The sequence below is a fragment of the Kitasatospora sp. NPDC089913 genome (genome assembly GCF_044748625.1).
GTDB lineage: Bacteria > Actinomycetota > Actinomycetes > Streptomycetales > Streptomycetaceae > Kitasatospora.
On sequence record NZ_JBIVGI010000027.1, the window covers coordinates 79,094 to 93,949 of the forward strand.

Below are 14,856 nucleotides of genomic sequence, written 5' to 3' on the forward strand. Positions count from 1 at the left end.
CAGTCTGCGGTGGCGGGGACAGGGAAGCGGGAGGTGTCCGGGGACAACGATCATGAGCGGATCTTGGAGAGCTTGCACCACGGGCCGGCTGCGGCGGTCGGCCGCCGCAGGCCACCGACGGCGGTCTGACGTGCGGTGATGTCCCCGACGGACGGCGGGGGCCGAACGGCGGGTGGGATTCCGGCCGCTGGCTCATTGTCATGTGCAAATTGGACCGGAAGTTACTTCTGGGTAATCTTGCAGCGTCCGACGGGTGAACCACGAACCGCCCGCCATGCTCTGAAGGAACATCACGTGTCCCGACCCGGCTCCCGCCGCCCCGGTCGCGCGCTGCGCACCGCCCTCGCCGCCGCCGCGGCCACCACCCTGCTCGCCGTCGTCCCCACCGCGCCCGCCCACGCGGCCTCCGGAGGACCGGCGGCCCCGGGCGGTGCCACCCACCTCGACGCCGTCGAACGCGTCCTGCGGGAGGTGTCCCCCGGACTCGAGGGCACCGTGTGGCAGCGCACCGAGGGCAACAGCCTGCCCGGCGCCGGGAACGCCGCCGACCCGGCCGACTGGCTGCTCCAGACGCCCGGCTGCTGGGGCGACCCCGCCTGCGCCGACCGGCCCGGCACCCGCGCCCTGCTCGCGAGGACGACCGCCGACATCGCCGCCGCGACCCGCACGGTCGACATCTCCACCCTCGCGCCGTTCCCCGAGGGCGGCTTCGAGGACGCGATCGTGGCCGGTCTGAAGGCCGCCGTCGCGGCCGGGAACCGTCCCGTCGTACGGATCCTGGTCGGCGCCGCGCCGGTCTACCATGCCAATGTGCTGCCCTCCCGCTACCGGGACGAACTGGTCGCCAAGCTGGGCCCGGCCGCCTCCTCGGTCAGCCTCAACATCGCCTCGATGACCGCCTCGCGCACCGCCTTCTCCTGGAACCACTCCAAGATCCTGGTGGTCGACGGACGCACCGTCATTTCCGGCGGCATCAACGGCTGGAAGAACGACTACCTCGACACCGCCCACCCCGTGTCGGACGTCGACCTCGCGCTGAACGGCCCGGCCGCGACCTCCGCCGGCCGCTACCTGGACACCCTCTGGGAGTGGACCTGCGGGCGCACCGGTGTGTTCGACAACGCGTGGTTCGCCTCCTCGGACGGCGGCGCGTGCCGCCCGTCGGTCGAGCGCGAGCTCAACCCGCCGGCCGCCGCCACCGGTGGCGTCCCGGTGATCGCCGTCGGTGGCCTCGGCGTCGGCATCAAGGACGTCGACGCCCGGTCCGCGTACCGGCCCGGGCCCGTGGCGGGTGCGGCGGACGCCAGGTGCGGCGTGCTCACCCTGCACGACAACACCAACGCCGACCGCGACTACGAGACGGTCAACCCCGAGGAGAACGCCCTGCGCGCCCTCGTGGGCAGCGCGCGCGAGCACATCGAGATCTCCCAGCAGGACCTCAACGCCACCTGCCCGCCGCTGGCCCGCTACGACGCCCGCCTCTACGACACCCTCGCGGCCAAGCTCGCCGACGGGGTCAAGGTGCGGATCGTGGTCAGCGACCCGGCCAACCGGGGTGCGGTCGGCAGCGGCGGCTACTCGCAGATCAAGTCCCTCGCCGAGATCAGCGACCTGCTCAAGGCCCGGCTGACCGCGCTCACCGGCGACAAGGGGAAGGCCGCCGCCGCGCTGTGCGGCAACCTGCAGCTCGCCACCTTCCGCGCCGCGCCCACCGCCACCTGGGCCGACGGCCACCCGTACGCGCTGCACCACAAGCTGGTCGCGGTGGACGGCTCGGCCTTCTACATCGGGTCGAAGAACCTCTACCCGGCCTGGCTGCAGGACTTCGGCTACATCGTCGAGGACGGCAACGCCGCCGCCCAGCTCGACCGCGAGCTGCTGGCGCCGGAGTGGAAGTACTCGCAGGCCGCGGCCACCGTCGACTGGGCCACCGGGACCTGCCGCGCCTGACGCCGCCCCCGCCCCGGCCGGCCCGGCCCCGTCCGGCCCGGCCGGGGCGGACCGTCCGCCGGGACGACCGCAGGGACGACCGCCGGGGCCGCCCGCGCGTCAGTCGTCGAGCGCGGAACCGTTCCGGCGCCGGGTGCGAGCGTGTTCGTCGTCGCGCGCGTGCGGGTGCTTGCGGTCGCGGTCGCGGGCACGGCAGGGGAGGTGGCGGGCGAGCGCGTCGCCGCAGTTGGCCGCGGCCATCCGTCTCACCAGGGCGGCCAGCCGGGTGACGAGCGGGCGCAGCCGCGCCCGCAGGGCCGCGTCGGCGCGGTTGTCGAGGTGCTCGACGGTGCTGCAGAGCCGGGTGACGAGGTGTGCGGTACCGCGAAGTGCGCGGCGGAGGTGGTTCACGCGAGTGCAACCGGCGAGTCACCCGGCCGGTTCCGGCCCGGGGCCGGGTGGCCGATGCCAGTCACCCGTCCGCGCGCCCCGTGCGCCCCGCCTGCGCCCCGTCCGCGCCTGCGCCCCGCCCCCGTCCGCGCCCGGCGCGAACCCCCCGGGCGGGTCGTGGTGGGCCGGTGACAATCCGGTGTACGACGGGCGGCGGCCCCGGGATACTGGCCGCCATGGACGAGGTCGAGATCGTGGTCGCCCATTCCGAGCGCGCGACCCTGCGGGTCGGTGATGTCTTCCTGAAGGTGGACGGAGACCGGGCGCGCGTCGACACCGAGGTCGAGGCGATGGCCCTGGCACCGGTCCCGACCCCGGAGGTGCTCTGGCGGAGGCCGCCCGTACTGGCGCTCGCCGCCCTCCCGGGGACGGCGCTCGGTCGCCTGGGCGCACCGTCGACCGGCTCGCCGGCCGCGTGGGCCGCGGCGGGCGCCGCCGTCCGGAAGCTGCACGACGCGCCCCCGCCGCCCTGGTCCGGCCGGGGCGGCAGCACCTCGGCCGCGGATCTCGACGCCGAGTGCGCGCTGCTCGTGCGCGACGGCGTGCTGCCCGCGGACCTGGTCGGCCGCAACCGCCGGGTCGCCGAGGCCGCGTTCCGGCCGTGGACCCCGGTGTTCACGCACGGGGACCTGCAGATCACCCATGTGTTCGTCGACGGTGACGAGGTGACCGGGATCATCGACTGGTCCGAAGCGGGCCGGGGCGACGCCGTGTTCGACCTCGCCACCCTGACGCTCGGACACGAGGAGCACCTCGGCGACCTCCTCGACGGCTACGGCGCCGACGTCGACCTCGACGTCGTCCGTGCGTGGTGGTCCCTGCGCAGCCTGATGGTGGTCCGCTGGCTGGTCGAGCACGGCTTCGACCCGTTCGCGCCGGGTTGCGAGGTCGACGTGCTGAGGTCGCGGATGTGACACCGCGTCGGCGGGCTCCCGGCCGGACCCGGCGTCGGACCGGCGGGCTCAGCCGGTCGGCGCCGACCACCCCGGGTGCGGGGCCCTCACCGCCGTCCGACCGCGAGGGCCTGCACACTCACAGGTGGAAGCCGCCGCCCCCGGTCTGGCGGTAGTTGTCGCCCTCCGGCGAGTACGGCTGGCCCGTGCGCTTCCGGTCGCCCAGGCCCAGGTACCACAGCACGGACGACAGTGCCGAGACGATGCGCTTCATCGGTGTTCCCCCTTGTCCCCGACGCGCCGACGGAACCGGCGTGCCCTGCCCCGGATCGTACGGCAGGTCGGCCGTCGACGAACCGGGCCTGAGCGTTTCTTGAGCCTGGTGCCCTCGCGGGCCCGGCGGGCCCTACCCCCGGCGGTGGCGCAGCAGTGCGGTGGCGATGGCCGCCTGGGTCGGCTCCAGCGCGGTGCGGCCGTCCTCGATGTCCCAGAGGGCGTTCTGCAGCACCCGGGCGAGGGTCCAGCCGGCGGCGCGGGAGCGGTCCAGGCCGAGCGTCTCGGTGAGCAGGTCGAAGCGGCGCAGCACGGTGCGGCCCGCGTCGGCCCCGGCCAGCACGGTGTCCCAGCGCTGGTCGATGGCGGGGAGCAGTTCGAACCCCGGGTCGCCGGACAGTGGTTCGGGGTCGATCACGAGCCAGGGTTCGCGCTCGCCGGCCAGCACGTTGCCGTCGTGCAGGTCCCAGTGCAGCAGCCGGTCGCCGGGCTCGTCGAGCAGTGGGGCGACCGCCGCCGCGCAGTCCCGCAGCAGCCGGCGTTCGTCCGGGTCGCGCAGGGCCGGGGTGGCGCGGGGTGCTTCGTCCAGCATCGCGGTGGCGATCCGGCGGAGCCCGCGCAGGCCCGGTGGGGCGGGGACGGCGGTGAGCCGGGCCATCAGTGCGGCGAGCAGGCGCAGCGCGGTGTCGTCGTCGGCCACCGTGGCCAGCGGGCGGGCCGCGTCCAGGCGTTCGAGCAACTGGGTGCCGCTGTCGGGGTCGTGGTCGAGCAGCAGGACGGTGCCCTGGCCGCGCCAGGCCCGGAGTCCGGCCGCCACCCCGGCGGTCTCGGGGCGGACCTGTTGCAGTCGCAGGACGGCGGGCGTGCCGTCGGGCCGTCGGACCGGGAGGACCAGGGAGGCCATGCCGTGGGCGGCGGGACCGTCCGGGAGAAGACTCCAGCGGTCGAGGAACTCGGCCGCAAGGGAGGGGAGTTCGCGGATCCACCGGCGTTCGGCGGCGCCGTGTGCGCGGTAGGGGGCGGCGAAGGCCTCGGGGATGTGGACCGGGCCGGGTGTGTTCATCGGGACCTCCCTCGGCGGGGCCGCGGTGTACCCCGGCTCGTTCGTTCCGACTCTCGCACGGACCGGCCGCGCGGTCGAATCGGCGGAACGGGCGGAACGGGCGGCTTCGACGGAACCGGTGAAGTCCGTGAAGTCGGCGGAGTCGGGGCCGGATTCGGTCAGCTGACGGTGTCTCGGTCGAACGGTGTGCCGAGACTGGTCGTGGCACCCCGGTCCGGGGGAGTGGGGTGCCACCCGAGCCGGCTTCCGGGTCGGGTGCCATCGGCTGCCGGCGCCCCGGTCCAACCGGCAATGCCCATGCCATTGTTACAAGATGTACCGAATTTCTCCACAACTGCCTCCGGGGCCCTAGCATCCTGCGCGGGATCGCCGGAGGATCGCCCTCCGGCCCCCGCCCGTACGCCCTCGTGCACCGCAACTCCCTTGCGAGGAAACGTGTCTGACTGGTCATTGGCCATCGACTTCGGTACCTGCTTCACCACCGCGGCCGTCCGTGTCGAGCAGCCGGGCAGCGAATCCGGCGCGCGGCCCGGCGTGGAGTCCGGTGCGGGGTCCGGTGGTGCGGGGAGCGGGGCGGCGGCGGTCGAGATCGAGAACAGCCGCTACCTGCCGTCACTGGTCTGCCTGGGTGACGACGGCCGGCTGCTCACCGGCCGGGCCGCCGTGCAACTCGCCTCCCAGCGGCCGGAACGCGCCGAGCACCACCCCAAGCGGGCGCTGCTGCGGCAGTCGGCCGTCCTGCTGGACGACCGGGAGGTGGACACCGTCGACCTGGTCGCCGTCGTGCTGGCCCGGGTGGCCGCCGAGGCGCGGGTGCGGTGCGGCGGGACGGCCCCGGCCCGCACCGTGCTCACGCACCCGGCCGACTGGTCGCAGGCCGACCTGGACCGGCTGGTCGAGGCCGCCGGGCGGGCCGGGCTGGACGCGCCGGAGCTGTTGCCCGAGCCGGTCGCGGCGGCCCGCTTCCACGCGGCGACCGCCCCGGCCGGCGAGGCCGGGCCGATCGCCGTCTACGACCTCGGCGGCGGCACCGTGGACACCGCCGTCCTCCGCCGGGAGGGGGACGGCTACCGCGCCGTCGCGGTGGCCGGGAATCCGGACTTCGGCGGCCGTGACCTGGACCAGGCCCTGTTCGAACTGCTCCGGGACCGGGCCCTGGACCTCGACCCGGAGCCCTGGCAGCGGCTCCGGAGCGACCGGACCTCCGCCGGCGCCCATCAGCGGTCCCAGCTCGCACGTGAACTGACCCTGGCCAAGGAGTCGTTGTCGAGCACCGGCACGGTGTACCTGGCGGTGCCCGGCTACCCGGACCCGTTCGTCGTGCAGGGCGGTGAGTACCGGGCCGCCGTCACCCCTGCGCTCACCGCCTCGGTGGTACTGCTGGAACGGACCGTCGCCCGCGCCGGTCTGACCCCGGCCGAGCTCGGGGCCGTCGTGCTCTGCGGGGCGGCCAGCCGGACACCGCCGGTGGCCGACCTGATCGCCGCCCGGCTCGGCCGGATCCCCGAGCCGGCGGCCGACCCGAAGGCCGCCGTGGCCCTCGGCGCGCTCACCGATCCGCCCGCCGCACCGCCCCCCGACGGCGCCACGGCCGGGGAGGCCGGATCCGACCCGGCCGGCCAGGACCGCTGGACGGTCGCCCACTACCCGGACGAGGTCGACCCCTGGTTCGACTACGACTGAGCCCTGCCGGGCGGCCGGCGGGGTGGGCGCGGACGCACCGCCGCTCCGCGCTCCGCCCTGCCCGGAAACGGCCCCGACCGGGCTCCGCGCACCTGCGGGCGCACCGCTGCGCCGTACCCCGCGCCGATCCGTCCGGTCTCGCCCCCGCCTCGCCCCGCTCCGATCAGTCCCGACCCGCTCCGCCCCGACCCGATCCGAGGAACCGCATGGACATCGTGATGCTCGGCCACAGCGCGGCCGGGAAGACCAGTTACCTCTCCCTGATGTACGCCGCCATGTGCGACGGCGTCGAGGGCATGACCCTGCGCACGGCGGACCGCGACGCCCACCGCTCGCTGCTCGCCGACGCCCGCGCCATCCTGAACGGCCGCTACCCGCGAGCCAGCGACCGGCCCCACTGCTACGAGTTCGTGCTCTGCCACGACGGCGACGAGATCTTCCCGTTCCGCTGGACGGACCACCGCGGCGGAGCGCTGACCGAGCACCGCCGCTCCAGCCCGCAGGCCGCCCGGCTGCACGACGACCTGGTCCGGGCCGACGGGATCGTGCTGTTCGTCGACGCCCTCCGGCTGGACACCGACCCGGAGGCGGCGGAGGACGTCCGCCGGCTCGTCGTCCGCGTCCACCAGGCGGTCGCCGACCGGGAGGAGAACCTCACCCCGCTGGTGATCGCCCTCACCAAGACCGACCTGGTCGACCTCGGCGCCGACGACGCGGAGGAGCGATTCCTCGTCCCGTTCCTGCCGCTGATCGAGGCGGTGCAGGAGACCCGGCACATCCAGGGCGCGTTCATCCCGCTGGTCTGCGGGCCGGAGCCGGAGGGCGTGGCGCTCCCGGTGCTGTGGACGCTCCGGTTCGGCATCGTCGGCCGGGCCATGGAGCTGTCCGCGTCGATCGAGAGCCTGATGGCCTCGGCCCGCCAGGCCGACCAGCGGGACACCCTGTGGGACCGGATCAGCAGTTGGTGGGAGGACGAGCCCTCCTGGGCCTCGATCCGGGACCGCGACCAGGCCCGCGCGGCCGCCGAACTCTCGCGCCTGGAGCCACTGGTGGCCCCGGCCGACCGGCTGGGCGAACTGCTGGAGGACGTCCTCTCGTTCTGAACCGACCCTCCCGGCTCCGTACCGCCCGACCCGCCCGCACCGCCCGACCCGAACCGACCGACCTGCCCCGCTCAGCGAGAGGACCCCGCACCATGGACGTTCCCGAGCTCACCCTGACCATGCTCGGTGCCAGCGGCTCCGGCAAGACCGCCTACCTGCACGGCATGTACAACCGTCTCTCGATGGGCGTGCAGGGTTACTACCTCTACGCCACCGATCCCGACCTCGACCTCGACCTCGCCGAGCACTGGGCCCAGCTCCGCCGCAACGGCACGATGCCCAGGGCGACTTCGGAGGAGCCGATCGGCTACGAGTTCGTGTTCCGGCGTGGCATGCGCGACCTCATGACCATCGACTGCGTCGACTTCCGCGGCAACGCCGCCCTGGACCGCCGCGGCACCGCCAAGGACGTGGTCATGCTGCAGGAGCGGATCGCGGAGTCCGACAGCATCATCGTGGCGCTCGACTCCGCCCACGTCGCCGAGTGGATCCGGCACGGCACCCCCGGCAACCTGGAGCGTTTCGGCGAGCCGATGGAGATCTCCCGCTTCGGCCGGGCGATCTCCGAGGTCTTCAGCACCCGGCTGGCCGACGGCGATCCGGTGCCCGGCGTGACCGTCCTGCTCACCAAGGCCGACCTGCTGGCCGAGCGCACCGGCATGCGGGCCTCGGAGGCGCTGCAGACGGTGGTGCGCAACCTCCGCAACCTCCTGCCCTGGCTGGCCGGTGACGAGGCCGAGGGCGTGACGATGGCGCTCTGCGCCGTGCAGCTCGGCAACTTCGGCGCGGCGGCCCAGAGCACCGTGGACGCCAGCCGGATCGCCCCGAAGAACCTGCACCTGCCGATCATCTTCAGCCTCCGCCACTACCTCAGCGAGGGCATCGTGCGGAACCGGCAGCAGATGTCCCAACTCTCCGCCAGCCTGGACGCCTCGCGCGGTGAACTGGCCGCGCTCAGCCAGGGTTTCTTCGGCGGGCTGTTCAAGGGCACCGAGAAGAACAGCGCCCGTGAGCAGATCGACCGACTGGTCGCGAGCAGCTCCGCGACCGCGGCCGACCTCCAGAAGGCGCAGGACCGCTGCCGCGAACTGGACGACGAGCTGCGGGGGATCCCGATCTTCCGTGACGGCCGACTGCTGACGGGTTGAGGGCCGTGGAGCGATGGACCGACGGAGCGACTCATGGACGGGATGACGCGATGACGAACACAGAGCACGGGCCGGAACCCGATCCGGTCGGCGGGCCCTTCCCGCCACCCGGCCCCGCCGCACCGGAGGGCGCCGTCCCGGAGCCCGCCGTCCCGGAGGCGTCCGCAGCGGGCCCGTCCCCAGCGGGCCCGGCCGCGCCGGGCGGCTGGTCGGCACTCGTGTACGGCCGCACCCTCCAGGTCGACCAGTGGTGGCGGGCGCTCCCCGCCGGGGTCGACCGGCAGGGCGCGGTGGCGGACGCCGTGCGCGCCGCCGTCGCGGGCGGCAACCGGTTGGAGGCCGGACCGCGCTTCCTGCTCCACCGCGACGCCCGCGGCGTTCTGGTCGGCGCCGCCTGCGAGTTGGGCCTGATCAGCCGGACCATGGTGCACGACCGGTTCGGTCGCCCGCTGTACGGCTTCGTGGGCTGGTACCGGGCGGCGGAGCCGGGCGCGGCCGTCGGGCGGATCCCCGAACTCGCCGAACTGGCGAAGCACTTGGCCGACTGGGCGGGGCCGGTCTACACCGAGTGGATCACGCCGACCTGGGAGGCGGTCGGCCGGGAGGAGGCCGAGCCCACGACCACCCGGCCGGTCGCCGCCCCGTGGCGCGGGCTGCCGGCGTCGGCGCCCGCGGCGGCGGTCTGGCTGCCCGCGCACTCGGCCGGGACCCACCTGCTGCCCGAGTCGGACGCGGCGGGTCTGTGGGCGGCCGCCGCGGTGAGCCGGGACCGGTGCCTGCTGGCCACCGGCTGGCGGCGGCGCTCCGACGCGGACGCCCACCGGTTCACCCATCTGACCAGTGCGGACTGCCGGGGGTACGAGCTGCTGCGGCCCCCGCCGCCACCCCCGCCGCCGCCGCCGCGACCCGTGCCCGCGCCCGGGCCCGGCCCCGCGGGGGGTCCGGCCGGGCACGACGGGGGGTCCGGGGGGTCCGCCGACCCGGAGTCGTTGATCGGGGAGGCGTACCGGGCCGGCCGCCGTGCGCTGAGAAGGGTCGCGCGCGGCCTCCTCCCGGCCGAGCCGGACTCCGCCGGGCCGGCGGGCGCAGCCGGGGCGGCCGGAAGGGCCAGGACACCCGAGCCGCCGGGATCGCCGGCGTCCTCGGAGCCGCCCGCGAGGTCCGGGCCGCCCGGAGGGAAGTCTTCCGGGGCCCGCGACCGGCGCTACGGCGACGATCCGGTCACCGGCCGCCGCTACTACGGCGACCTGGACGGACCCTCGGCCGGCCCGCCCCAGCCACCCGCACGTCCGGCGCCGCCCGGCGGCGTCCACCCGCCGTCCGCCCGCCCGACGTCCACCGGCCCGGAATCCACGGGCCCGGGGTCCGCCGATCGGGGGCCCTTCGATCCGGGGCCCTTCGACCGGGACACCACCGACCGGGGGCCCGGCGGCCGCGCCGCCCCCGGCCACCGGGCACAGCCCCCGTCGTACCGGCAGGCCCGTGCCGTCGATCCCCAGCAGGCCGACCTCTCCGGCATGTTCGGCGAGTTCGACGAACCCGAGACCCCGCCGCCCGCTCCTCCCTCGGAACCGCGGCAGACCCGCTCCGAGGCCCCCGACCCCCGGCCGACCGACGACTCCGCCACGGGAGAACCCTCATGACCCCGCCCCGCCCCGAAGCCCCCTCCCGGGCCCGCGTGCTGGACTTCGCGGCCCGCACCGCCGACCTCCTCGAACGCGCCGCCCGCACCGCCGTCGCCGAGGCCCCGTCCGACGGCGGGGGAAGCAACGGCAGCAGCAACGGCAACGGCTCCGACCCCGACAACGGCTCCGCCTCCCACCCCGGCGACGGCGTCCGGCGCCTCCGCGACGAGGCCGCCCGGGCCGCCGACGGCGCCGCCACCCTGGTCGTGGTCGGCGAGAAGAAGCGCGGCAAGAGCTCCACCATCAACAGCCTGGTCGGCGTCCCGGACCTGCTCCCGGTGGACGCCGACGTCGCCACCGGAGTCCACATCGCCGTCCGGTACGGCGAGCACCCGCGTGCCGTCGCCCACCTGCGCTCGGACGGCGACGCCCCGGAGGCCCCGCCGCGCGCCGAGCCGGTCCCGCTGGAGCGGATCGCCGAGTACGCCGCCGTCGACCCCCGCACCGGCCGTCCGCGCCGACTCGACGTCCACCACGTCGAGGTCGAGCTGCCCGTCCCGCTGCTGGCCGCGGGACTGGAACTCGTCGACACCCCCGGCGTCGGCGGTCTCGTCGGCGGGCACGCCGAACTCGCCCTGGCCGCACTGGAGAACGCCGACGCGTTGGTGTTCGTGGTCGACGGATCCAGCGAACTCACCCGCTCCGAACTGGAGTTCCTCGGCCGGGCGACCGAGCGCACCGCCGAGACGGTGTTCGTGCTCACCAAGACCGACAGCTACGACGCCTGGCCCACGGTCGTCGAGCGCAACCGCGAACTGCTCGCCCGGCACGCGCCGCGGCACGCCGAGGCACCCTGGTTCCCGGTCAGCAACCGGGCCCGCCGGGACGCCGTCGCGGCCGCCGACTCGGGCGAACTCCAGGAGGCGGCCGAGCTCCTGGAGGAGAGCGGCTTCGAACCGCTGGAGGCGCTGCTGCGCCGCCGGATCGCCGCCCGCGCCGCCGAGCTGCGGCTCGCCAACGTGGTGCACGTCGCGCTCGCCGCGCTCGCGGTGCCGCTGGCCGAGCAGGAACTCCGGCTCCGGTCGCTCCAGCAGGAACCGGGCCTGGCCGCCGAGGTCGAGCGGGCCGAGGAGGCGCTGCGGCTGCTCCAGCCGGACAGCGCGCAGTGGCGGCGGGCCCTGACCACCGGCTCCCGCGACCTCAAGAACACCCTCCAGCTGGGTTTCCGGCGCAGCCTCAACGACATCCGCAGGGTCGCCGAGGCGAAGATCGCCACCTCCGAACCCGCCGCACTGGCCGAGGAGTTCCCGGCCGAGCTGGAGGCACAGGTGGAGGCGGTCTGGCTGCAGCTGGACAACGCGGCCCGCCGCGGTCTGGCCGTCCTGGAGGAGCGCGTCCGCCGCGAGTGCTCCACCGTGCTCGACACCGGGAACCCCGACGGGCGCGCCGACGGAGGTGCCGGCGGTCCCGGGCCCGGCGCCGAGCTGGCACTCGTCGAGGAGGGCGCCGTCATCCGCGCCGAACGCGGCACCCTGCTCCCGGAGATGGTGCACTCCACCCACCGCGACGGCGGCCCGCTCGGGATGATCGAGAACGTGATCCCGAGCGTCGGCACCGCCGCCACCTTCGGTACCGTGATCGGCCTGCTCACCAGCAGCGTGCTGCTGCCCGCGGTGGCCAGCTACGCGATGCTCGCCGTCCTCACCCGCCGCCGGCGCCAGCGCGCCGAACTCGGCCGGGTCCGCGGCGACGCCACCCGCCACCTCAACCGGGTGCTGACCGAGCTGAGCACCGAGATTCCCGCGCAGATCACCGACCACGTCGACGAACTGGCCGACCGGCTCGGCCTCGCGCTGGACCGGGCGATCGCCGACGAGCGGCTCCGGCTGGAACGCCGACTCGCCGAGCACCGGCGCAACCTGGCCGCCTCCGCCGCCGAACTCGCCGCCGCCCGGGACCGCACCAAGCGCCGGATCGGCGCCCTCACCACCCTGCGCGACGAGGGCCTCGCCCTCGCGCACGGCCTGGCCGCCACCGGCCGCCCCGACCCGGACCGGAGCTGACCGCCATGGACCTCACCCAACTGCGGCTGGTCGCCCTCGGCCACAGCAGCGCGGGCAAGAGCAGTTACCTCGCCGCGATGTACACCCGTCTGGCGGCCGGCCGCAAGGGTTTCCGGCTGGTCACCGCCGACGCCGCCCTCGCCCGTCAACTCACCACCACCGGCAAGCTGCTGGGGCGCGGTGTCTATCCGCCGCCGTCCTCCCGGCGGACGGAGCTGTCGGCCGGTCTCGAGTTCGGCCGCCGCGAGGTCCTCGGCTTCGACTGGACGGACTACCGGGGCGGGGCGCTCACCGGTTCGGCCGCCGACGACCCGGAGACTGCCGAACTGCTGGATCGGCTCCGCCACGCGGACGCGGTGGTCGTCTTCGCCGACACCCAGCGCCTGGTCACCGACCCCGAGTCCCAGGACGAGGTGCGCCGCACCGTGGTACTGCTGCACCGGGCCGTCGACGAGCAGCCGGCACCGCTGCCCGTCGTGCTCGTCTACACCAAGGCCGACCTGGTCACCGACCCCGCCGACTGGGCCCGCGCCCGGGCCGCGGCGGCCCCCCTGGAGGAACTGCTCGTCAGCGGCGGCCGGGTGCGCGGGACGGCGGTCGCCGTCTCCTGCGGCACGACGACGCGCGGCGTCGCCGTGCCCGTCCTGTGGTGCCTGTCCACCCTGCTCACCCATCGGGCGGAGGAGGTGGCCGAGAGCCTCGGGTCGACCAAGGCGCTGATCAAGGACCTGCGCAAGGAGGCCAACGGGATCGACAGCATGGTGTCCTGGTTCAAGGGGGTGGAGAGCGCGGCCAAGCGGCTCAAGTACTGGGAGGGCGTCGGTCGGGAGGAGAAGGCCGAGCTGGCCCGGCTCGGCCGCCCGGCGCGCCGCCTGGCCCGGCTGCTGGACAGCGAGCAGCGCGGTACCGTGCCCCCGGCGGACGCACCGGTCTCGGCCGCCGCCCGATGACGGCCGCCCCGCCGCAGAGCGGCCGACTCGCGCCGCTGGTGGCCGATTTCACCGCCGGGCTGGAGGAGCAGCTGCCCCCGGGACCGCCCGCCGCGGCGGTGCGGGCGGCCCGCGAGCGGCTGGCCGGCGGCGCCCTGCGGATCGCCGTCGGCGGCCGGATGAACGCGGGCAAGTCCACCCTGGTGAACGCCCTGCTGGGGCGCCGGCTCGCCGCGTCCGCCGCCACCGAGTGCACCACCGTGGTGGCCTGGTTCCGGCCCGGACCGCTCAACCGGATCCAGGTCCGCCACCGCGACGGGACCGCGCGCTGGCGGGCGGGCGGCCTGCCGCGCGACCCCCGGGACCTCGGCCTGCCCGTCGAGCAGATCGCCGAGGTGGTGGTCGAGGCCGCCGGACTGCGCCCCGTCGGTGACTGCGAACTCGTCGACACCCCCGGCCTGGACTCGCTCAGCGGCCTCGACGGGCCCGCGCTGGACGCCCTCGCCCGCGCGGACGCGATGATCTACGTCATGCCGCACCCCGGCGCCGGCGACGCCGAGGCCCTCGGCGCCCTGCGCGCCCAGGCCGACGGCCGGATGACCGCGCTCAACGCCGTCGGCGTGCTCAGCCGGATCGACCTGCTCGGCGAGGGCCACGGCGACCCCTGGCCGCGCGCCCGGCAGGTCGCCGCGACCAACGCCGGCCGGCTCGCCGGCCTCGTCGACGAGGTCCTGCCGGTGGTCGGGCTGCTCGCCCAGACCGCCCTCGGGGACGACTTCACCGAACCGGACGCCGCGCTCGTCCGCCGGCTCGCCGACGCACCCGCCGGTGAACTGCGCCGGGCCCTCTACTCCGGCCGGCGCTTCCTCGACCAGGACACCGGGACACTCACCCGGGCCGAACGCGAGCGGCTGTTCGGCCTGCTGGGCGTCTACGGCATCGACACCGCCCTCGCGGCCGCCCGCCGGCACCGCGCCGAGGGGCGGCCGATCGGGGCCGCCGCGCTGCTGGCGGAGTTCCGCGCCGCGTCCGGCATCGCGGCCGTGGTCGAGCAGTTGGGCCGCCGCTTCGTCGACACCGCCGACGTGCTGCGCTCGGCCGCGGCCCTCGGCGCCGTCGAGGCGGCCCTGGACACCGGCGAGGACCTCCCCGCCGACCTGATCCGGCAGGCCCGCGCCCGGATCGGCGAGCTGCGCCGGCACCCGGAGCTCCGCCGCCACGAACTCGCCCGCGCCCTGGCCGCCGTGGCCGGCCGGCGGATCGAACTCGACCAGGACGCGAGCGGGGCCCTGATCGCCCTCGCCACCGGCCGCACCCCGGCCGCCCGGCTCCGGCTGCCCGAGGACACCACCCCCGCCGAACTGCGCCGGGCGGCGGCGCGGGCCGCCCGCGACTGGCGCCGCCTGGAGGACGGCCCGCTGCGCGACGTCGGCCGGTACGCGCGGATCGCCCGAGAACTGTGCGAGGCCATCTACTTCGCCACTCCACCGGAAGGAACCCCATGACCGACCCCGACCGGACCTGGGACGACGGCCGCCTCCACCCCGAGGACGTCATCGAGGCCGCCGACCACACCGCCTACGAGTCCCCGTCCGACTACTACCACGGCGACAACGGCCACGAGCCCGACCCGGCTCCGGACCACGACCGGTCGGCCGAGGACGGCTGGTGAGCCGGGGCCGGGCGTCCTGACCGGG

13 protein-coding genes are annotated in these 14,856 nt (G+C 75.6%); 10 read left to right on the plus strand and 3 right to left on the minus strand.

Annotated elements, in window-relative coordinates; translation table 11 throughout:
- Positions 1–294 precede the first annotated feature (294 nt).
- Positions 295–1,950, plus strand: coding sequence for a phospholipase (locus ACIPYS_RS31670; protein WP_400752615.1), 1,656 nt, complete (start codon positions 295–297; stop codon positions 1,948–1,950).
- A gap of 99 nt (positions 1,951–2,049) precedes the next feature.
- Here ACIPYS_RS31670 and ACIPYS_RS31675 read toward each other — a convergent pair whose 3' ends face one another.
- Positions 2,050–2,340, minus strand: coding sequence for a hypothetical protein (locus ACIPYS_RS31675; protein WP_400752618.1), 291 nt, complete (start codon positions 2,338–2,340; stop codon positions 2,050–2,052).
- A gap of 215 nt (positions 2,341–2,555) precedes the next feature.
- On the opposite strand from ACIPYS_RS31675, the gene ACIPYS_RS31680 reads away from it, so the two are divergent.
- On the plus strand, positions 2,556–3,293 hold the full coding sequence (locus ACIPYS_RS31680) for a phosphotransferase family protein (RefSeq protein ID WP_400752621.1): 738 nt from the start codon (positions 2,556–2,558) through the stop codon (positions 3,291–3,293).
- A gap of 118 nt (positions 3,294–3,411) precedes the next feature.
- Here the strand turns inward: ACIPYS_RS31680 and ACIPYS_RS31685 are convergent, their stop codons facing one another.
- Together ACIPYS_RS31685 and ACIPYS_RS31690 are read right to left on the minus strand one after the other, a co-directional pair.
- Positions 3,412–3,546 carry a hypothetical protein gene (locus ACIPYS_RS31685; RefSeq protein ID WP_286158616.1) on the minus strand — a complete coding sequence of 45 codons (135 nt, stop codon included), beginning with the start codon at positions 3,544–3,546 and terminating at the stop codon, positions 3,412–3,414.
- A 132-nt stretch (positions 3,547–3,678) separates the two neighbouring features.
- Positions 3,679–4,608: an aminoglycoside phosphotransferase family protein gene (locus ACIPYS_RS31690; protein WP_093858764.1), complete on the minus strand. Its 930-nt coding sequence runs from the start codon at positions 4,606–4,608 to the stop codon at positions 3,679–3,681.
- Positions 4,609–5,043: 435 nt separating this feature from the next.
- On the opposite strand from ACIPYS_RS31690, the gene ACIPYS_RS31695 reads away from it, so the two are divergent.
- The 8 genes from ACIPYS_RS31695 (at position 5,044) to ACIPYS_RS31730 (ending at position 14,831) form a co-directional block, all read left to right on the plus strand.
- Positions 5,044–6,291 carry an Hsp70 family protein gene (locus tag ACIPYS_RS31695; RefSeq protein WP_400752626.1) on the plus strand — a complete coding sequence of 416 codons (1,248 nt, stop codon included), beginning with the start codon at positions 5,044–5,046 and terminating at the stop codon, positions 6,289–6,291.
- A 206-nt stretch (positions 6,292–6,497) separates the two neighbouring features.
- Entirely contained in the window at positions 6,498–7,394 is an 897-nt protein-coding gene (locus ACIPYS_RS31700; protein ID WP_093858761.1) for a GTPase domain-containing protein, read from the plus strand.
- Between the two features lie 92 nt (positions 7,395–7,486).
- On the plus strand, positions 7,487–8,542 hold the full coding sequence (locus tag ACIPYS_RS31705) for a hypothetical protein (protein WP_400752629.1): 1,056 nt from the start codon (positions 7,487–7,489) through the stop codon (positions 8,540–8,542).
- A gap of 50 nt (positions 8,543–8,592) precedes the next feature.
- Positions 8,593–10,185 (plus strand): hypothetical protein, encoded by a 1,593-nt coding sequence (locus ACIPYS_RS31710; protein WP_400752632.1) that lies wholly within the window; start codon positions 8,593–8,595, stop codon positions 10,183–10,185.
- Positions 10,182–12,230 carry a dynamin family protein gene (locus ACIPYS_RS31715; protein ID WP_400752635.1) on the plus strand — a complete coding sequence of 683 codons (2,049 nt, stop codon included), beginning with the start codon at positions 10,182–10,184 and terminating at the stop codon, positions 12,228–12,230. The genes ACIPYS_RS31710 and ACIPYS_RS31715 overlap by 4 nt, the downstream gene beginning before the upstream one ends.
- Positions 12,231–12,235: 5 nt before the next feature.
- On the plus strand, positions 12,236–13,180 hold the full coding sequence (locus tag ACIPYS_RS31720) for a hypothetical protein (protein ID WP_400752638.1): 945 nt from the start codon (positions 12,236–12,238) through the stop codon (positions 13,178–13,180).
- A complete protein-coding gene (locus tag ACIPYS_RS31725; RefSeq protein ID WP_400752641.1) occupies positions 13,177–14,664 on the plus strand; it encodes a dynamin family protein in 1,488 nt (495 codons plus the stop codon). The genes ACIPYS_RS31720 and ACIPYS_RS31725 overlap by 4 nt, the downstream gene beginning before the upstream one ends.
- Positions 14,661–14,831 (plus strand): hypothetical protein, encoded by a 171-nt coding sequence (locus ACIPYS_RS31730; RefSeq protein ID WP_400752644.1) that lies wholly within the window; start codon positions 14,661–14,663, stop codon positions 14,829–14,831. Before ACIPYS_RS31725 ends, ACIPYS_RS31730 begins: the two co-directional genes overlap by 4 nt.
- Positions 14,832–14,856: the final 25 nt, after the last annotated feature.